Source organism: Saccharopolyspora sp. NPDC000359 (assembly GCF_040300525.1).
Classification (GTDB): domain Bacteria; phylum Actinomycetota; class Actinomycetes; order Mycobacteriales; family Pseudonocardiaceae; genus Saccharopolyspora.
Genome location: NZ_JBEPDU010000043.1, coordinates 1 through 17767 on the forward strand (window position 1 = coordinate 1; position 17767 = coordinate 17767).

At 73.3% G+C, this 17767-nt stretch carries 17 protein-coding genes; 3 read left to right on the top strand and 14 right to left on the bottom strand.

Features of this window, described 5'->3' with window-relative positions:
• Positions 1-550 (top strand): thiamine pyrophosphate-dependent enzyme (locus ABT324_RS24870; RefSeq protein WP_351182254.1); only part of this gene is annotated, 550 nt, incomplete at its 5' end.
• A 7-nt stretch (positions 551-557) separates the two neighbouring features.
• Here the strand turns inward: ABT324_RS24870 and ABT324_RS24875 are convergent.
• The 8 genes from ABT324_RS24875 to ABT324_RS24910 form a co-directional block, all read right to left on the bottom strand.
• On the bottom strand, positions 558-968 hold the full coding sequence (locus ABT324_RS24875) for a hypothetical protein (protein WP_351182257.1): 411 nt from the start codon (positions 966-968) through the stop codon (positions 558-560).
• Entirely contained in the window at positions 965-2170 is a 1206-nt protein-coding gene (locus ABT324_RS24880; RefSeq protein WP_351182260.1) for a globin domain-containing protein, read from the bottom strand. The genes ABT324_RS24875 and ABT324_RS24880 overlap by 4 nt, the downstream gene beginning before the upstream one ends.
• Before the next feature lie 49 nt (positions 2171-2219).
• The gene (locus tag ABT324_RS24885; RefSeq protein WP_351182263.1) at positions 2220-2672 is read right to left on the bottom strand and encodes an RrF2 family transcriptional regulator; all 453 of its coding nucleotides are present in this window, start codon (positions 2670-2672) and stop codon (positions 2220-2222) included.
• A gap of 126 nt (positions 2673-2798) precedes the next feature.
• The gene (locus tag ABT324_RS24890; RefSeq protein ID WP_351182266.1) at positions 2799-3449 is read right to left on the bottom strand and encodes a LuxR C-terminal-related transcriptional regulator; all 651 of its coding nucleotides are present in this window, start codon (positions 3447-3449) and stop codon (positions 2799-2801) included.
• 6 nt (positions 3450-3455) lie between these two features.
• Positions 3456-4028, bottom strand: a complete 573-nt coding sequence (locus ABT324_RS24895) for a sensor histidine kinase (protein ID WP_351182269.1) — start codon at positions 4026-4028, stop codon at positions 3456-3458.
• 240 nt (positions 4029-4268) lie between these two features.
• Positions 4269-5378 carry a glycosyltransferase gene (locus tag ABT324_RS24900; protein ID WP_351182272.1) on the bottom strand — a complete coding sequence of 370 codons (1110 nt, stop codon included), beginning with the start codon at positions 5376-5378 and terminating at the stop codon, positions 4269-4271.
• Positions 5375-6055, bottom strand: a complete 681-nt coding sequence (locus ABT324_RS24905) for a LuxR C-terminal-related transcriptional regulator (protein ID WP_351182275.1) — start codon at positions 6053-6055, stop codon at positions 5375-5377. Before ABT324_RS24905 ends, ABT324_RS24900 begins: the two co-directional genes overlap by 4 nt.
• A gap of 72 nt (positions 6056-6127) precedes the next feature.
• Positions 6128-7210 carry a LacI family DNA-binding transcriptional regulator gene (locus tag ABT324_RS24910; RefSeq protein WP_351182278.1) on the bottom strand — a complete coding sequence of 361 codons (1083 nt, stop codon included), beginning with the start codon at positions 7208-7210 and terminating at the stop codon, positions 6128-6130.
• A 193-nt stretch (positions 7211-7403) separates the two neighbouring features.
• Between ABT324_RS24910 and ABT324_RS24915 the strand changes: the two genes are divergently transcribed.
• Both ABT324_RS24915 and ABT324_RS24920 read left to right on the top strand, forming a co-directional pair.
• Positions 7404-9182 (top strand): glycoside hydrolase family 3 protein, encoded by a 1779-nt coding sequence (locus ABT324_RS24915; protein WP_351182281.1) that lies wholly within the window; start codon positions 7404-7406, stop codon positions 9180-9182.
• Between the two features lie 36 nt (positions 9183-9218).
• Positions 9219-10469 (top strand): MFS transporter, encoded by a 1251-nt coding sequence (locus tag ABT324_RS24920; protein ID WP_351182284.1) that lies wholly within the window; start codon positions 9219-9221, stop codon positions 10467-10469.
• Between the two features lie 7 nt (positions 10470-10476).
• Here ABT324_RS24920 and ABT324_RS24925 read toward each other — a convergent pair whose 3' ends face one another.
• From ABT324_RS24925 to ABT324_RS24950, 6 genes are read right to left on the bottom strand one after another with little or no spacing between them, the layout of a single operon-like run.
• Positions 10477-11781, bottom strand: coding sequence for a glycosyltransferase family 2 protein (locus ABT324_RS24925; RefSeq protein ID WP_351182287.1), 1305 nt, complete (start codon positions 11779-11781; stop codon positions 10477-10479).
• A 24-nt stretch (positions 11782-11805) separates the two neighbouring features.
• Complete coding sequence (locus tag ABT324_RS24930; protein ID WP_351182290.1) at positions 11806-12969, bottom strand: glycosyl hydrolase family 18 protein; 1164 nt, start codon at positions 12967-12969, stop codon at positions 11806-11808.
• A 15-nt stretch (positions 12970-12984) separates the two neighbouring features.
• Positions 12985-13959 carry an NAD-dependent epimerase/dehydratase family protein gene (locus tag ABT324_RS24935; RefSeq protein ID WP_351182293.1) on the bottom strand — a complete coding sequence of 325 codons (975 nt, stop codon included), beginning with the start codon at positions 13957-13959 and terminating at the stop codon, positions 12985-12987.
• Positions 13959-15071 (bottom strand): glycosyltransferase, encoded by a 1113-nt coding sequence (locus ABT324_RS24940; RefSeq protein WP_351182296.1) that lies wholly within the window; start codon positions 15069-15071, stop codon positions 13959-13961. Before ABT324_RS24940 ends, ABT324_RS24935 begins: the two co-directional genes overlap by 1 nt.
• Before the next feature lie 43 nt (positions 15072-15114).
• The gene (locus tag ABT324_RS24945) at positions 15115-16533 is read right to left on the bottom strand and encodes a sugar transferase (protein ID WP_351182299.1); all 1419 of its coding nucleotides are present in this window, start codon (positions 16531-16533) and stop codon (positions 15115-15117) included.
• A complete protein-coding gene (locus tag ABT324_RS24950; protein ID WP_351182302.1) occupies positions 16530-17753 on the bottom strand; it encodes an NAD(P)-binding domain-containing protein in 1224 nt (407 codons plus the stop codon). Before ABT324_RS24950 ends, ABT324_RS24945 begins: the two co-directional genes overlap by 4 nt.
• Between the last annotated feature and the right edge of the window lie 14 nt (positions 17754-17767).

Below are 17767 nucleotides of genomic sequence, written 5' to 3' on the forward strand. Positions count from 1 at the left end.
GCCGGAGGGCGCGCTGTCCGCCGTGGCCATCGCGGCGGCGATCGTGCGCACCCAGCCCGAGGACGCGATCGTGGTCAACGAGGGGGTGTCCTCCGGCGCGGCGTACCCGGCGATCGCCGCGGCCGCGCCACCGCACTCCGAACTGACCAACACCGGTGGCGCGATCGGCATGGGCATGCCGGTGGCCACCGGTGCCGCGATCGCCTGCCCGGACCGGCCGGTGATCAACTTCCAGGCGGACGGCAGCGCCGCCTACACGCTCCAAGCACTGTGGACGCAGGCCCGCGAGCAGCTGGACGTCACGACCGTGATCTGCGCCAACAGCAGCTACGGCATCCTGCGGGCCGAGCTGCGCCGGGCGGGCGTCGAGCAGCCGGGCCCGGCGGCCGCAGGCATGACCAGCCTCGCCGAGCCCACTGTGGACTGGACAGCGGCGGCGACCGGCTTCGGTGTCCCCGCCACCCGGGCGACCACCGGCGGCGAACTCCTCGAAGCGCTGCGCCGAGCGCACGCCGAACCCGGCCCGCACCTCGTCGAAGCCGTGCTGTGACCCGGTTTCAGAGCACCGCGACGCCGAGGACGACCAGCGCCGCGACCTTGAGCACTTCGAGGGCGACGTACCACAGGTGCGCCTTCGAGCGCGGGCCGTCCTCCCCGGCGAGGACCGCGGCGGTGCGTCGTGCCAGCAACGGGCGCACGGCCACGAGTTGGAGTGCCAGCAGCGCGATCGCGGCGGCGCCGGACGCGACCGCCGTGGTCCCAGCCGGAGCGACGACAAGTGCCACCGCGAGGACGACCGCCAGCACCACCTCGGCGGCGTTGAGGGCGCGGAAGACCAGGCGGCCGATGGCCAGTCCGGTGCGCAGGTCCACGCCGGGCGCCCGGAACTTCAACGGTGCTTCGAGGAACGAGATGGCCAGCACCATGCCCAGCCACAGCCAGGTGGCGGCGGTCACCAGCGCGGTCATGCCGCCTCCAGGTCCCGGCTCGGGCCGAACACCTCGAAGTGGATGCTGTCCGCGGCCACGCCCCGGTCGATGAGCTGGCGGCGCACGTGCGCCATGAACGGCAGCGGCCCGCACAGGTAGGCGTCGGCCCCGGCAGGCAGTTCGACGCCGTCGAGGTCGATCAGGCCGCACCGCAGCTGCGGGGAGGCAGGCCGGGTGCCGAGGTCCTCGTACCAGCGGTGCAGCGTGGCGCCGGGGAGCTCGTCGACGAGCGCCTTCAGCTCGGCCCGGTGCGCGTGGCGGGCCGGTGAGCGGTCGGCGTGCAGCACCACCACCTGCCGGTCCGGTGCGGTGCGCCGGAGGTGGTGCAGGAAGCCGATCACCGGGGTGATCCCGATCCCGGCGGAGACGAACACCAGCGGCGACCCGCCACCGGTGAGCACCAGTTCACCGAAGGGCGCGGAGACCTCGAGCTCGTCGCCCTCGAAGACGTTGGCGTGCAGGAAGTTCGACACCTCGCCCGCGGGCGCGAGCTCGTCGCCGGGGACCGCCTTGACCGAGATGGCCACGGCGGCTTCGCCGGGTGCGCGGGTGAGGCTGTACTGCCGGATCTGCCGGGCGCCGTCGGCGAGCCGGACCGCGACCGAGACGTACTGGCCCGGCTGCGCGGCCGGAAGCGGTGTGCCGTCGGGGGTTTCGAGCACGAAGCTGACGGTGTCGGGCGCTTCCTGCACCCGCCGCCGGACCACCAGCGTGCGCCAGACCTCGCCGGGCGCGACCCCAGCCGCGGCGTACAGGCCCCGCTCGACCTCGATGAGCGCGTTGGCCATGTGCCAGTAGACCTCGTCCCAGGCGGCGGCGACCTCCGGGGTCACCGCCTCCCCGAGGACTTCGGCGATCGCAGCGAAGAGGTGCTCGTGGACGATCGGGTACTGGTCGGCGGTGATGCCCAGCGAGGCGTGCTTGTGCCCGATCCGGGCCAGCACCGCCCGGGGGTCCGGGCCCCCGTCGGCCACCAGGAGCGTGGCGTAGGAGGCGATGGCCGCGGCCAGCGCGCGCTGTTGGTCGCCGCGGGCCTGGTTGCCGCGGTTGAACAGGTCGCGCTCCAGCTCGGGGTGCGCGGCGAACAGGCGCCGGTAGAACACCGGCGTGATCTCGTCGATGGCCGCGCCGATCACGGGCAGGGTGGCGCGGACGACGTCGGTCGAGGTGGCGGAGAGCATGGCGATGCCTTCGTGGGTGGGGATGCGGTCGGTCAGGGGCGGGGACCGATCAGCCCGGCGGGCCGGTGGTGAGGGCGAGCAGCAGGGGCCGGGTGGGCGCCGCGGTGACGTCGGCGATGGTCAGCGGGTCCAGCGCGGCGAAGAACGACTCCTGCGCCTGGCGCAGCGCCGACCTGAGTCGGCAACCACCGCGCAGCGGGCACGGGTTGGCGCCGTCGCAGTCCACGACCTCCCCCGGGCCCTCCAGCTCGCGAACGACGAACCCCACCGAGATCTCCTGCGCGCCCGTGGCCAGGCGCAGGCCGCCCGCGCGGCCGCGCCGCGTCTCGACGAGCCCGAGCTTCTGCAGCGCGGTCACGACTTTCGCGGCGTGGGTGTGGCGGACGTGGAGCTGCTCGGCGAGCGACCTGGTCGTCGCCTGGTCGTCCTCGTCGAGCACGGCCAGCCGCATCACGATGCGGAGCGCGAGATCGGTGAACGCGGTGAGCTGCACGAACAGCACGTTAATATATTTCGCATCTAAGATGCGACTTTGGTCGGCGTGAGCTTGTTCATCCCGCCGCTACCGGGAGAAGCCGCGAGTCCCCCCGGGGCGCTGAACCCGGAGGGACTCGCGGACCCCCAGTCCTCAACCCGCGACGGGCATCCGCGCGTCGTCGAGCAGCCCGTGGCGCATGGCGAAGGACGCCGCTTCCAGGCGGGAGTGCACCCCGAGCTTGGTCAGCACCGACTGCACGTGCGTGCGCACCGTCGTCGGTGCCACCCCCAGCTGCTTGGCCATCGCCGTGGTGTGCGCGCCGTCGACCAGTAGGCGCAGGCACTGCCGCTCCCGGGCGGTCAGGTGCGAGGCGAGCCTGCGGGCGTCGGTGGTACCGGCCAGCCGCGGGGTGCGGGTGGCGGCCAGTTCGACGACCACCTCGCCGTCCATCACGCCGCGGATCGCCCCGGCCAGCACCGTCAGCCCGCACATCTTGTTCACGTAGCCCGCCGCCCCCTTGCCCAGCGCCGCGCGCATGCCCTGCACGTCGCCGTCGGCGGTGAGCACCAGGATCCGGGTGCGCCCACCGGCGTTGAGCAGCTCGCCGATCACGTCCAGCCCGTCGCCGTCGGCGAAGAACCGGTCCAACAGGCACAGGTCCGGCCGGTGGGCGCGGACCGCGGCGACCACCGCCCCGACGTTGTCCGCGGTGCCCACGATGCGGTGACCGTGCCGCGGCAGGGTCGCCACCAGCGCGTCGACGAAGATCGTGTGGTCATCGCCGAGTACCAGGTCCGCCATCCCGCCTCACCCCGCCAGGTGCGCGGGGAACACCAGCCGCGCGCAGGTCCCGCCGCCCCGGGCCGGGTCGACGCGCAGCTCGGCCCCGCAGCGCCGGGCCAGCGCCAGCACGATGCCCAGCCCGAGCGAGGCCGAACCGCGCGGACCGCGACCGAATCCCGGTCCGTCGTCGGTGATCTCGACCCGCACCTCCCCCGCGACCTCGCGCGCCGCCACGGTCACCCGACCGCCTCGCCCCGCGGCGCGCACCGCGTTGTCCAGCAGGTTGGACGCCATCCGCCACAGCAGCGTCTGATCGGTGCGGACGGTGATCTCGGCGCCCTCCAGCAGCACCACCGCGGCCGGTCCGCGCAGCGACTTCACCGCGACGAGCTGGGTGAGCAGCTCGCGCAGCGCGAAGGTGTCCTCGCGGGGCCGGTCGCGCAGGTCGACCAGCTGCAGCAGCCGGTCCAGCTCCAGCTCCATCAGCTGCAACCGGTGCAGCGCGTCGCCGGGCAGTCCCGGGGCGGCGCGCAGGCCGTCCGCGAGGTAGGACAGCGTCGCCAGCCCGTGCCCGAGATCGTGCAGCAGGCTGCGCAACTCTGCGCCACCTCGCGAACTCCTCGGCTCGGGCAGCTCAGGTGCCCGAACCGTTCCGGTAATCGTGTGCACAGCGACTCCTCTCCCCCACAGCAGTCCGTGCTAACCGGCACATCGGCTCCTGCACGCGCGGTGTTGCACCTGCTGCAGACCGGGGAGTGCGACTACTCCACGTGCAGAAGGCAATCGGTCGCTCGTGCCGGGACGGGAGTTGCGCGCGCGGCGAACGGCTACGTTGCGTCACTCCGCTCGATACGCCCTGCCGAGGGCTGCCGCCAACTCCCCGATCTCGTGACGGCCGTCCAACCGGGCGCGCGCGGCCGCGGCCAGGCGGGCGGCCTGCTCCGGGTGGTCCAGCAGGTGGGCCACGGCGGTGGCCAGCAGGTCGGGCCGGTGAGGTGGCACCAGGAGCCCGGTCTCGCCGGGCACCACGACGTCGCTGACCGCGTTGACCGCGGTGGCCACCACCGGGACCCCGCAGACCATGGCCTCGACGACCGCCAGCGGCAGCCCCTCGTAGCGGCTGGGCAGGGCGAACACGTCCAAGGCGGGCAGCAGCTGCACCACGTCGTCGCGCTCCCCGGTGAGCACGAGTCGGACCCCCGCCGCGGTGGCCTGGGCCCGCACCCGGTCGGCTTCGGCGCCCCCGCCGATCCACACCCCCACCACGTCGCGGCGGTGGAGGGCGGCCAGCGCGGCGATGAAGTGCTCCGGGGCCTTCTGGTACGTCAGGCGGCCGACCGCGCCGACCACGACGTCCGCGGCCCCCAGCCCGAGCCGCTGGCGGGCGCGCTGCCTGCTCGCCTGCTCGCGGACCGGTGCGGAGTGGTCGACGGCCACGCCGATCGTGCGGATGCGTTCGGGCGGCAGCAGACCGCGTTGCAGCGCCTCGACGGCGACGCCGCTGCCGACGCACAGGGCGAGGTCGGTGATGCGCCCGAGGCGGCGTTCGACCTCGACGTAGGTGCGCCGCCGGTAGGCCGGTTGGAAGCGGTGGAAGCCGAAGCCGTGGAAGGTGTGCACGATCCGGCCCACCCCGGCGCGGCGGGCCGCGACCCGGCCGACCGCCCCCGCTTTCGAGCAGTGCGTGTGCACCACGTCGAACCGCCGCAGCAGCCCGGTCAGCCGGTGCAGGGCGAGCAGGTCGTGGAGCGGCGAGATCGGGGCGCGCAGCGCGGGTTCGACGACGGTCTCCAGCCCCGCCGACTCGGCCTCGGGCAGCAACCGGCCGGAACCGGCGACCACGGTCACCTCGAACTCGGCCGGGTCCAGCGCCTCCGCCCCGCGCAGCGCCACCGCCCCGGCGCCGCCTTCCAGCCGCGTGATGACGGTGGCGACCCGGAGGCTCACCGGGCCAGGTCCGGTGCGTCGTCGGCGCGCATCCCGGCCGCGCAGGCGACGCTGACCGCCTCCAGCTGGCTGTGCACCTGGAGCTTGGCCAGGATGCTGCGGGTGTGCGTGCGCACGGTTTCGGCGGAGATCAACAGCTCCTCGGCGATCTGCGCGCCGCGCTTGCCGTTGACCATGCCGGTCAGCACGTCGCGTTCCCGGTCGCTGAGCACGTCCAGCGGCCCGTTGCGCTGCCCAGCGCGCACCGCGTCCTCCCGCAGTTCCCGCAGCACCGGGCCGAGCAGCTCGGGCGGGTACCAGCTGTGCCCGCGGCAGACTCCCAGCAGCACCTCGGTGAGCTCCTCCAGGCTGCGCTCCTTGGGCACCCAGGCCGCCGCCCCGGCGCGCGCGGCGGCGACGGCTTGGTCAGGCTCGCGGGCGCCGGTCAGCACCACGATCGCGGTGCTCGGCCGGAGCTGCTGCACCTGGGTCACCAGGCGCCCGACGCCCGACCCGACGGGTTCCACGTCGAGGGTGAGCACGTCGGGCTTGGTCTGCCGGATGACGTCGGACAGCCGCGGATCGCTGGTGGCGCAGTGCCCCACGACCCACAGCTCGGTCAGCTCGGCCAGCCGGGCGCTGAGCGCCTCGGCGAGCATGACGTGGTCGTCCACCACGAGCAGTCGCAGCACGTTCACCGCCCCAGCATGGGCGAACCACGACCAGGAGTCCCCCTCCAAGCGCACGAGAACACCTGTCCGAGAGGTGGTTCAGCGCTCCGGGGGCAGGGGTGTGCCGTCAGCGGCGTGGGGGCCGCAGGTGTCGCGGACGACCAGGCGCGTGGGCACGGTGGCGTTGCCGGGGCCCGGGCCGTGCTCGATGATCTCCAGCAGCAGCCGGACGGCGGTCTGGCCCATCTCGCGGAGCGGCTGGTGCACCGTCGTGAGCCCCTTGAGCATCAGCGCGACCTCGGGGCGGTCGTCGAAGCCGATCAGCGCGAGGTCCCTGCCCAGCCGGAGGCCCAGCTCGTGGGCGACGTGGCCGACGGCGGTGGCGATCTCGTCCCACGCCGCGACGACCGCGTCCGGCCGCCCGTCCGGACCGCCGGTGCTGAGCAGGACGCGGATCTCCTCCTCGGAGGGCATCTCGGCCTGACCGCGCAGCACCCGCTGCGGGACGTGCGGCAGGCCCGCGTCCCGCAGCCCGTCCAGGTAGCCCTCGTACCGGGCCTCGGCGAAGGCCAGGTCGGAGGTGCCGCTGGCGAAGGCGATGCGGCGGTAGCCGTGCGCGACGAGGTGGCCGACCGCCTCGCGCACGCCCTCGCGGTTGGTGGTCTCCACGTACGGGATGCCGGGCCGGACGCCGCGGTCATCGAAGGCGACGACCGGCGCACCGGACAGCGGGACGGTCCCCTGGTGCGGCACCACGTCCTCGGGCATGAGCGCGACGATCCCGTCCACCGGCAGGTGCGGGAGGGTCTTGGCGGTGAACTGGCGCTCGGCAGCCCGCCCGGCGGGCAGCGGGAACACCATCACGTGCATCGAGCGGGCGGCGGCTTCCTCCGAGACGCCGTAGACGACGTCCACCAGCCCGCCCCACGGTTCCGACGGCAGCAGCAGGCCGAGCGCGCCGTGCCTGCCGGTGCGCAGCGCCCGGGCACCCGCGCTGGGCACGTAGCCGAGCTCGGCGGCGACCTGCTCGACCTTGCGCCGGGTGGCTGGGGCGACGTCGCCGCGCTGGTTGAGCACGCGCGAGACGGTCGGCTTGCTGACCTCCGCCGCGGCGGCGATGTCGGCGATGGTGGCGCGCCGCTCGGGGGCGGCCCCGCGGGGCGTCCGCCAGGTGTTCGTCACAGCCTCTTCCGCTCCGGTCCTGTCGATAGCCGACACTGGGCTCCCGTTGCTTTTCCGGAACTCCCGCGCAAAATCTACCAGCCGCGACGCAGGTCACAGGATTTTGCCGATCTCCTGTTGCTCCGTTAGGGTGACGCTCGTTCTGAAATCGATTCCGGAAAAGGTTCGGAATCACGTCGTGCCTAGGAGCGCCATGGCCGCCGCCTCCACCCCGCCCCGCTACCTCGACCCGGCAGCCCCGGTCGAGGAGCGCGTCGAGGACCTGCTGTCCCGGATGACCCTCGAGGAGAAGGCGGGCCAGCTCTTCCACCCGGGCACGCTGATGGCCGACGACGGCACCCTGGTCGAGCAGCCGGTGCCCGGCTACGGCATGGCGACCACCCACGAGCTGGTCGTCGAACGCCACATCACGCACATGAACCTGGTCAACGGCGCCGACCCGCGCGCCATCGCGCAGTGGCACAACCGGCTGCAGGAGCAGGCCGCCGCGACCCGGCTCGGCATCCCCGTCACCGTGTCGACCGACCCGCGCCACGGCGTCTTCTCCTCGCCGCTGACGGGCATGACGATGCAGGCGGTGTCGCGCTGGCCCGAGCACCCGGGGTTGGCCGCGCTGCCGGACGCCGAGCGGCGGGTCGAGGAGTACGCCGACGTGGTCCGCCGCGAGTACCTGGCGCTCGGCATCCGCGTCGCGCTCGGCCCGATGGCCGACGTCTTCAGCGACCCCCGCTGGTCCCGCGGCTCCGGCACCTTCGGCGAGGACCCCGCCACCGTCGCCCGCCTGAGCGCGGCGTTCATCCGCGGCTTGCAGGGCGCAGCCCCCGGGCCGGGATCGGTCGCGGCCATGGTCAAGCACTTCCCCGGCGGTGGCCCGCAGCAGGACGGCGAGGACGCCCACGACCGCCGCTTCCCCGACCAGGTCTACCCGGGCCAGCAGCAGGAACTGCACCTGCGGCCGTTCGAGGCGTCGCTGGCCGCCGGTGCGCGGCAGGTGATGACCTACTACGGCCGCCCGGTGGGGGTCGATGGCTGGGAGGAGGTCGGATTCGCCTTCAACCGACCCGTCGTGCAGGGCCTGCTGCGCGACCGGCTCGGCTTCGACGGGATCGTCTGCACCGACTGGAACGTGCTCGACTCCACCGTGATGGGCGGGGTCCACTTCGGACCCAACGCCTACGGCCTGGAGGACTGCTCACCCGCGGAGCGCATCGTGCGAGCCCTCGACGCTGGCGTCGACCAGTTCGGCGGGGACCGGTGCAGCGAGCTGGTCGTGGAGCTCGTCCGCGACGGCCGGGTGGCCGAGGCGCGCATCGACGCGTCGGTGCGCCGAGTGCTGCGCGAGAAGTTCCGCACGGGCCTGTTCGAGCACCGCTACGTCGACCCGGACGAGGCCGCCGAGATCGTCGGTGCCGCCCCGTTGCGCGAGCTGGGCGAGGCCGCGCAGCGCGACTCCACCGTGCTGCTGAAGAACGACGGACCGCTGCTGCCGCTGCGCCGGGGCACGCGCGTGCACGTCGAGGGCATCGATCCGGCCGCGTTCGCCGGCCGCGTCGAGGTCGTCACCACTCCCGAGGACGCCGACGTCGCCGTGGTGCGGCTGCACGCGCCGCACGACACCGAGCAGGAGGGCATCGCGTCGTTCTTCCACCGCGGCACGCTCGAGTTCCCGGCCAAGACCGTCGAGGACCTGCACCGGCTCGCGGCGGAGCTGCCCACCGCGGTCGCGGTGTTCCTGGAACGCCCCGCGGTGCTGACCGGCGTCGAGTCGGCCGCCCACGCCGTGCTCGGCGACTTCGGCAGCGGTGACGCGGCACTCGTCGACGTCCTCACCGGCGCGGCGGAGCCGCTCGGCACCCTGCCGTTCGACCTGCCCTCCTCTGCCGAAGCGGTGGCCGCCGCTGCCGAGGACACCCCGTTCGACACCCGCGATCCCCTGCACCGCTTCGGCTTCGGCCTCCGCTACGGCAACTGACCGCACTCCCATGGCAGGGTCGGAGGAGATGCTTCCATGAGTACACCGCTGCGCGCCGAGGCCGCGCCGCCCCGCGTCGGCGCGCGCTTCATCGTCCTGTTCACACTGGCCACCCTCGGCATCTGGATGGCCATCAACACCCCCGCGATGGTCACCGTCGCACTGCGCGTCGGCGAGGTCGACCAGGCGGGCAAGACCACCAGCTACTCGGTGGTCAGCGGCGTCGGCACCCTGGTCGCGGTGATCGCGAACCCGCTGTTCGGGCGGCTGAGCGACCGCACCACGAGCCGCTTCGGCATGCGCCGCCCGTGGATGATCACCGGCATCCTCGGCACCGCCGTCGGCGCGGTCGTCGTCGGCACCAGCACCGGTCTGACCGGCGTGATCATCGGCTGGCTGCTGATGCAGGCGTTCGCCAACGCCGCCATCGCGGGCACCTTCGCCGTGCTGGGCGACCAGGTCCCCGAGGAGCAGCAAGGCCTGCTGGGCGGCCTGGCGGGCATGACCAGTGGCGGGTCCGTGGTGCTGGGCACCTTCTTCGTCCAGCTCTTCCCCACCGACCCGCTGCTGCAGATGGGCATCCCGGTCGCCGCCGCGCTGGTCTTCCTGCTGCTGTTCTCGGTGCAGCTCAAGGACCGGCGGCTGGACGTGGCGCAGCGCCCGCGGTTCAACGCCCGGGAGTTCGTCGGCAGCTTCTGGTTCAACCCGCGCAAGGCCCCCGACTTCGCGTGGTTCCTGCTGTCTCTTTTCCTGATCTCGGTCGGCATCGGCGTGGTCAGCACCTACCTGGTGTACTTCCTGCAGGACCGGCTGCACGTCCCCACCGGCGACCTGGCCAACGCCGCCTTCCGCGCCAACCTCGTGCTGATGGCGGTCAACACCGCGGTGTCCTTCCTCGCCGGGTACGTCTCGGACCGCATGGACCGGCGCAAGCCGCCCTTCGCGTTCGCCGCGGTGATGGCGGCGCTGGGCATCTCGATCATGGTCCTCGGCGGCAGCATGCCCTGGGTCTACGTCGGCATCGCGCTCGTCGGCGTCGGCTACGGCAGCATGTCAGGTGTCTACCTCAGCTTCGCGATGGCGACCCTGCCGGACAGCGACAACACCGCACGCGACCTCGGCATCGTCAACATCGCGCTGACGCTGCCGTTCTCGCTGGTCCCGTTCGCCGCCCCTGCGGTCCTCGCCATCGGCGGTGGCTCCAACTACACCGCGCTGTTCCTCGTCGGCGGCGCGCTGTCCCTGCTCGGCTGGCCGGTGCTCGCCCGGATCCGCAAGGCGCGCTAACCGCCGGTCACGACGGGGTGTGGTCGAGGGTGTGGCGGTGCGGGCTGCGCCAGCGGCCGGAGGACTTCGCCAGGAAGGCGGCGGGGATCGCGTACAGGGCGATCCCCGCGTCCAGCACCCGCATCGGCAGGAACAGCCACGCCACCAGCAGGTAGCGGGGTTGGCGCTGCAGCACCGCCACCGCGCAGGTCAGCACCAGGTCCGGGACCAGCACCCCGAACAGCAGGGCGGAGGGCGAGGCGAACCCGGTGGCGAGCTGGTGGGCCTCGCCGATCACCGGTGCGGCGAGCGCCCCGGGCAGCACGGCGGGCAGCAGGAGCAGCACGGCCACGACCGGCAGCACCACCAGCAGCAGGCTGCTGGTCAGCATCTCCAGCAGCAGCAGCGCGAGCATGGCGGTGAACAGGTTCGCCCGCGGCGGGTGCAGCCGCACCGTCTGCCACAGGCCCAGCGCCCAGCGCTTGCACTGCTTGACGTAGTCCCCGAGCGTGCCCGGGTCCTGGGTGGCGGCCACCGCCGCCGGGGTGAAACCGACCTTGCCGAGCCGCTTCTGGTACACCTCGAACGTCATGTTGAAGTCCTCGATGACCAGCCCCGGCGGGTTCACCTCGATGTGCGGCAGCACTCCGGTGCGGTACATGCTGGCGAAGCCGGGCACGATGTGGGTGGCGTTGACCCGCCGCCAGGTCTGGCCGAACTTCAGCAGGTACTGCGTCATGGTGTAGATCCGCTCCCGGTGGAAGGCGACCAGCTTGCCGATCGGGCCGAGCCCGCGCCCGCGCCAGGTCGTCGTGACGCACCCGGCCACCGCGACCACCTCGGGGTCGTCGAACAGCCGCAGCGCCGCGTCGAAGTAGCCGGGCTGCACGTGGGTGTCGGCGTCCAGCAGCATCACCACCGGGTAGCGCTCGACCAGCTCGAACCGGTGGATCGCCTCCTGCAGCGCACCGGCCTTGCCGACGTTTCGGGCGGTGCTGATCACCCGCACCCCGCACCCACTGGCCAGCTCCACGGTGCGGTCGGTGGAGCCGTCGGAGACGACGTGCACGTTCGCGGCGGGCACCAGGGCGGTGATCGCCGCGATGCTGTCGACGATCACCGCTTCCTCGTTGTGCGCGGGCATCAGCACCGCGACGTCACCGACCCCGAGCCCGCCCTCGAACCGGTCGCGGTCGACCACCGCGCCACCGGAGCTGCGGCGGTCGCGCCAGCGCCGCGCCGAGCCGTCCAGCAGCCGCAGCAGCCCGATCACGCCCCACAGCGTGAAGTTGGCGCCGAACACCGCGATCGCCAGCAACCACCACGGAACCATCCCGCCCTCCCCAACCCCGGCCGGTCACTTCTCCACCGGCAGGCTGCGCGCGAGCTCGTGCCAGGTCTCGGTGTCCTCGTAGCCGAACATCCACAGGTAGACGCCGCCGATGCCCGCGCCGCGCGCCGCCTCGAACTTCGCCTTGGAGCTGGCCGCGTTCTCGAACCACACCTCGTGCGCGCGGCCCTGCTCGTCGGTGTAGCGGAACCACGGCGACTGGGCCGCCGCGTCGTACTGCGGCCGCGCCCGGTGCTCGGTGGCCAGCTGGAACGCCTTCAACCAGGTCACCCCGCTGCCCTCCCCGCCGACCACCCAGTCGTAGCCGTAGAGCGGCACGCCGAGCACGATCCGCTCGGGCGGGATCTGGGTCTTGGCGTAGTCAAGCACCGACCGGATCCAGCCGATCGGGGCGACGGCACCCGGCGGCGAGGTGTTCCAGTGGAAGTCGTAGCCCATCAACCGGACCTGGTCGGCGGCCGCGCCGATGGCCGCGTAGTCCTGGGCCACGTTGCGCTCGTCGTACCCGGCGTCGGAGTCCTTGGCGAACACCGCCACCGACAGCGTCCTGCCCACCGCGTCCAGCGCCGCGCCGAGCTCGGTGACGAAGTCGGTGAACACCTGCCGGTCCCCGGCGCGCAGGTTCTCGTAGTCGATGTCGATTCCCGCGTAGTCCTCCCGCTCCACCAGCTCGACGATCTCGGTGACGTGCCGGTGCCGCCGCGCCGGGTCGTGCAGCACCGCGGCCACCGGCTCGTAGGCCCAGCTGCCGTCGGTGATGTTGGCCAGCGACGGCACGACCGGGATCCCGGCCTGGCGCAGCTGCGCGATCCGGCTGCCGACCTCCGCGGTCTGCTCCGGCGGGTACTGCTCCAGCACCCGACCGCTGGGGTCCAGCCCGTAGATCCAGGGCGAGACCTCGTTGACCGAATCCCGGTGCTTGGCCACCACCTCGGTGCCGTGCCCCAGGTTCCAGAACGGCAGCGAGGCGACCACCACGGGGCTCTGCGCCACCGGACCGCCCCCGCGCGGCACCACCATGAACGCCACCACCAGCACCGAGATCGCGACCAGCGCCAGCAGCCAGACCGACCCGCCGAACCGGCTGGGGGTGCGGACGCGGTGCGCCGCACCGGGCCCGCTCGGCGGCGCTTCGACCCGCTCGCGCACGGGGCGGGAGATCGGTCGCATGTCGCCTCCGATCCCTCAGGCGGTGGCCGGTTCGCCGGACCGCGCCTGCTCGTCGACCACCGCGCGAATGATGTCGTCCAGGCTGCGCTGCGGGCGGAAGCCGATCAGCTCCCGCGCGCGGGAGCAGTCCGGGACGCGCCGCTGCATGTCCTCGTAGCCCGGCCCGTAGGCCTCCTCGTAGGGCACCTGGATGGTGCTGCTGGGCGATCCGGTGGTGGCGATGATCCGCGCCGCCAGGTCCTCGATGGACACCTGCTCGGTGCTGCCGAGGTTGACCGCCATGCCCTGCGCGCGGTCCAGCAGCACCAGCCGGACCAGCGCGGGCACCACGTCGGCGACGTGGCAGAAGCAGCGGATCTGCCGGCCGGTGCCGAAGATGGTCAGCGGCCTGCCCTGCAGCGCCTGCCCGACCATCCGCGGGATGACCATCCCGTAGCGGCCGCTCTGCCGCGGGCCCACGGTGTTGAACAGCCGCACGATCACCGCCCGCAGCCCGAGCTCGCGCACGTAGGAGCAGGTCAGGCTCTCGTCGATGGCCTTGGCCTCGGCGTAGGTCCAGCGGGACTTCAGCGGCGAGCCGATGATCCGGTCGTCCCCCTCGACCAGCCCGACCTTGGTGTTCTTGCCGTAGATCTCGCTGGTGGAGGCGATCAGCGCGCGGGTGCCGTGCCGCAGCGCGGCGTCGAGCACGTTCTCGGTGCCGTGGACGTTGGTCAGCATGGCTTCCCGGGTGCGGTCCTGGATGACGAACGCGCCGACCGCGGCGGCCAGGTGGAACACCACGTCCGCACCCGCCATCACCTCGTCGACCAGTCCCGCGTCCAGGATGCTGCCCCGCACGAACCGCAGGTCCGGGTGCTCGACCGGCAGGTTCAACCGCCGCCCGGTGCTCAGGTCGTCCAGCCCGACGACCTGGTGCCCGTCGGCCAGCAGCTGCTCGACCAGGTGCGATCCGATGAATCCGGCGGCGCCGGTGACCAGTGCGCGCATCACGCCCTCCCCGCCGGGACGGCGGCGTGGTGCCGCTGCCAGAGCTGCGCGTAGAGGTCGTCAATGCGGCTGGTGACCGCCTCGATGCCGTACCGCGCGCGGATCGCGGGTTCGTCCGCGCGCGGCCGGGCGGCCACGAGCTCCGCGGCGATCTCGGCGCGCATCCGCTCGGCGTTGCCCGGCACCTGGCGGGCCCGGTCGGTGTTGATGCCGACCAGCGCCGGGCAGGTGGTGTAGAGCACCGGCAGGCCGTTGGCCATCGCCTCCAGCACCGACAGGCCGAAGGTCTCCTGCTTGGAGGAGGCCACGAACAGGTCCAGCGCGGAGAGCACCGCGGCCACGTCGTGCCGCTGCCCGGCGAAGATCACGTGCTCGGCGACCTCGTGCGCGCGGGCCACCGCCGCCAGCCGCTCCCGGTCCGGGCCGTCACCGACGACCAGCAGCTTGGTCCGCTGCCCCAGCAGCGGCGCCACCGCCTCGATGACCAGGTCGAACCGCTTGTTGGGGTCCAGCCGCCCGAGCACGCCCACCACGTGGGCGTCCGGGCTGGTGCCCAGCTCCTGGCGGACGCGGTCGCGGGCGGCGGCGTCGAACTGGACCCGGCCGAAGTCGACCCCGTTGGGGATGACGGTGATCTTGCGCGGCGGCATCCCCCACCGGCGCAGCCGGTCGGCGACGGTGTCGGAGACCGCGATGGTGGCGTCCGAGCACAGGTCGGTGCCCAGGTACAGGGCGCGCACGCCCAGGGTCATCCGCCGCCGCTCCAGGTGGGTTTCGCCGATCGAGTGCTCGGTGGAGACCACCACCCTCGTCCCGGCCAGCCGCGCGGCCAGCCGCCCGTACACGCAGGCCCGGTACAGGTGGGTGTGCACCACGTCGTAGCGGCCGGAGCGGATCACGTCGCGCAGCTTGAGCACCGCGCTGACCTGGGTGTTGCGCGTCATGCCGAGGTCGCGCACGCGCACCCCGTCGCCGGCGATCATCCCGGCCACGTCGCCGGGGTTGTACAGCGACACCACCTCGGCGTCGTGCCTGGTGTGCTGCAGCACCTGCCGCAGCTGCAGCTCGGCGCCCCCGACGCCGAGCCCGGTGATCACGTGCAGGACCTTCATCCCTCTCTCCCCCAATGTCGTCCGCCCCGGGTGCCCACCCGGGTCAGTTGCGCGCGAAGCCGACGCGCCGCCTGGTCCGGCGGTGGGCTCCTGGTCGCGGTCGTGCCGGGCGCCGGTGGCGCGGGTTCCCGCCGCCGAGCTCCCAGCGGAGGCAGGCCGTCACCGATGCCCGGAGCACGACCGCGACCGTGCGGAGCAGGATCACCGCGTCCCCCTGCGGCGACCACTGCTCGATGTACTGGTTGTCGAAGTCCACCCGGTCCGGGATGGAGGTGTCGCCGTGCAGGCCGTGCACCTGCGCCCAGCCAGTCATCCCGCCGGGCACCCGGTGCCGGTCGCCGTAGCGCGGGACCTCGCGGCCGAAGTGCTGGGCGTAGTGCGGGCGCTCCGGCCGCGGGCCGACCAGCGACATCTCGCCGCGCAGCACGTTGATCAGCTGCGGCAGCTCGTCCAGGTGCGTGCGGCGCAGCCACTTCCCGAGCGCGGTGCACTCCTCGGCGGGCACCGCCCAGCCCTGCGCGGCACCGACCCGCACCGTCCGCAGCTTGAGCACCTGGCTGGTGCGCCCCGGCCCGGTCACCCGCAGCTGCCGGAAGAACGCCGGTCCCCCGCTGTCGACCCGCACGGCGACGGCCAGCACCAGCAGCAGCGGACCGAGCAGTGCCAGCATCAGTCCACTGAGGACGACGTCGAACGCGCGCTTGGCCGCCGTCCCGGCCCCGCCGTGCCCGGACCGGCGCAACGGCACCAGCGGCACGCCCCAGAGCTCGTCCAGCGCGGCGCGCGGCAAGGCCGCGCCGAGCTCCGGCAGCCTCGGTACCACGCACACGTCAACGGTCAGCGGCCAGTTCGACCGCAGCACCGTCACCAGTGCCGCCTCGGTCGCGTCGTCGGGGCAGACCAACACCCGGGAGATGCGGTCGGCGGCGGCCAACTCACCCTCCACTTCGGACACATCGATTCGCCGTGGCCGCAACCCGAACTCCGGGTGCTCCCGCGCGCGCTCGGCGAGCCGCTCGGCGAGTTCCCCTGAGCCGATGACCAGCGTCGGCTCGTCGAGCACCCCACGCCGGTAAGCGCAGCGCAGCGCCGCGTAGAGACCCCCGCGCGCCAGCAGCAGCCCACCGAAGCTCGACACCGCGAGGAGCGGGCCGCTGGGGAGCCACGGCGCGAGCAGCACCAGCGGCAGCCCCGAAGCCACCGCCAGCTGCGGCACCTGGTCGGACACCCGCAGGCAGATCCGCAGCCGGTGCTGCCCCTGGGCTGCCAGCAGCAGCCACGCCAGCAGCGCGAACACCACGTCGAACAGCCAGTCCGCACCAACCACCGGCCCCACCAGCAGCAGCGCGACCAGGTCGGCCGCCGGGAGCAGCCGACCCCCGGCCCGCCCGCGCACCAGCGGTCGCGCCCCGGGCGTGCTCGCCGGGCGCGGCCGGGGCGCGGCGGTGCCGGTCATGCTCATCCGGCACCTCCGACGACCAGCGGGCGCGTCGAGCTGCGCTCCACCCGCGCGGTGATCCGCCGGACCGCGTAGTCGGCCCCGTAGACGAACCGCATGACCGGGCCGTGGCTGGGCGCCACCAGCGGGCCGGTGAAGTACAACCCCGGCACCGAGGACTCGAAGTCCGCGTCCACCCGCGGCGTCCCGCCGACCAGGGCGATCGAGGACCGCAGCGCGCGCCCGACCATCGGCAGGCTGCTCAGCGACGGCGGGTAACCGGTGGCGCAGATGACGTGGTCGGCGGTGAACTCGCGGACCTGACCACCGGCCCGCACGCCCAGGCGCACCTGGTCGCCGGTCGGTTTGGCCCAGTCCAGCCGGTGCCCGACGTGCACCGGGAAGCAGCCCTCCACCCGCTCCCGCAGCCACCAGCCGCCGGCCGGGCCGAGCGCGGTGCGCGCCCGCTGGACGCGCACCTGCTCCGGCAGGTGCCGGAACCAGGCCGGGCGCTCGGAGTAGAACCAGGTGGACAGCCCGGAGCCCAACCCGGCCTCGGGTTCCCGCACCCGCCGCCACCACGGGCGGTCCGGCAGCAGCGGGTAGCCGTTCCAGTTCAGCCTGGGCGTGCGCGCCACCAGCCGGGTGCAGGCGCCGTTCTCGTGCAGCAGCGCGGCGGTCTCCAGCGCCGACTGCCCGGCACCGACCACGATGACGTCCTGGCCGTCGAAACCGCTGAGGTCCTGGTGCGCCGAGCTGTGCGTGCACAGCTCGGCGGGCAGTTCCGCCAGCACCTCCGGGATCCGCGGGAAGTGCTCGACACCGACCGCGACCACCACCTGCCGGGCGTCGACCCGCTGCCCGTCGTCGAGCACCAGCTCGAACCAGCCGGGCCGCTGCGCGATGTCGGCCACCAGCCGCTCCTCGACCTCCAGGCCGCGGCCCTGCTGGAACCAGTCGCCGTAGTCCAGGAAGTCGCGCAGCGACACCGGGATCCCGTAGTCGGCGTAGCGCTTGCCGGTCTCCAGGCAGAAGTTGCGCAGCGTGTGCGCGCCGTCCGGGTCGGACAGGTTGGAGGCGAAGCCCTGCGACTTGAGGAACATGCCGCGCGGCATGTGCGCGCGCCACAGGTGCATCGGCAGGCCGAACTGCCGGTGCGACACCCCGGCCCGGCGCAGGTGGGCGGCCAGGGAGAGCCCGTACGGCCCAGCGCCGACCACGGCCACATCCACGAGATCGTTCATCTGTTCCGCCTCTC

Bases quoted from the DNA above. Each gene is read 5' to 3' on its own strand.
- ABT324_RS24925 (WP_351182287.1), bottom strand. From the start codon at position 11,781: ATGGTTCCGTGGTGGTTGCTGGCGATCGCGGTGTTCGGCGCCAACTTC.
- ABT324_RS24940 (WP_351182296.1), bottom strand. From the start codon at position 15,071: ATGAAGGTCCTGCACGTGATCACCGGGCTCGGCGTCGGGGGCGCCGAG.
- ABT324_RS24920 (WP_351182284.1), top strand. From the start codon at position 9,219: ATGAGTACACCGCTGCGCGCCGAGGCCGCGCCGCCCCGCGTCGGCGCG.
- ABT324_RS24945 (WP_351182299.1), bottom strand. From the start codon at position 16,533: ATGAGCATGACCGGCACCGCCGCGCCCCGGCCGCGCCCGGCGAGCACG.
- ABT324_RS24880 (WP_351182260.1), bottom strand. From the start codon at position 2,170: ATGCTCTCCGCCACCTCGACCGACGTCGTCCGCGCCACCCTGCCCGTG.
- ABT324_RS24935 (WP_351182293.1), bottom strand. From the start codon at position 13,959: ATGCGCGCACTGGTCACCGGCGCCGCCGGATTCATCGGATCGCACCTG.
- ABT324_RS24950 (WP_351182302.1), bottom strand. From the start codon at position 17,753: ATGAACGATCTCGTGGATGTGGCCGTGGTCGGCGCTGGGCCGTACGGG.
- ABT324_RS24890 (WP_351182266.1), bottom strand. From the start codon at position 3,449: ATGGCGGACCTGGTACTCGGCGATGACCACACGATCTTCGTCGACGCG.
- ABT324_RS24875 (WP_351182257.1), bottom strand. From the start codon at position 968: ATGACCGCGCTGGTGACCGCCGCCACCTGGCTGTGGCTGGGCATGGTG.
- ABT324_RS24915 (WP_351182281.1), top strand. From the start codon at position 7,404: ATGGCCGCCGCCTCCACCCCGCCCCGCTACCTCGACCCGGCAGCCCCG.
- ABT324_RS24930 (WP_351182290.1), bottom strand. From the start codon at position 12,969: ATGCGACCGATCTCCCGCCCCGTGCGCGAGCGGGTCGAAGCGCCGCCG.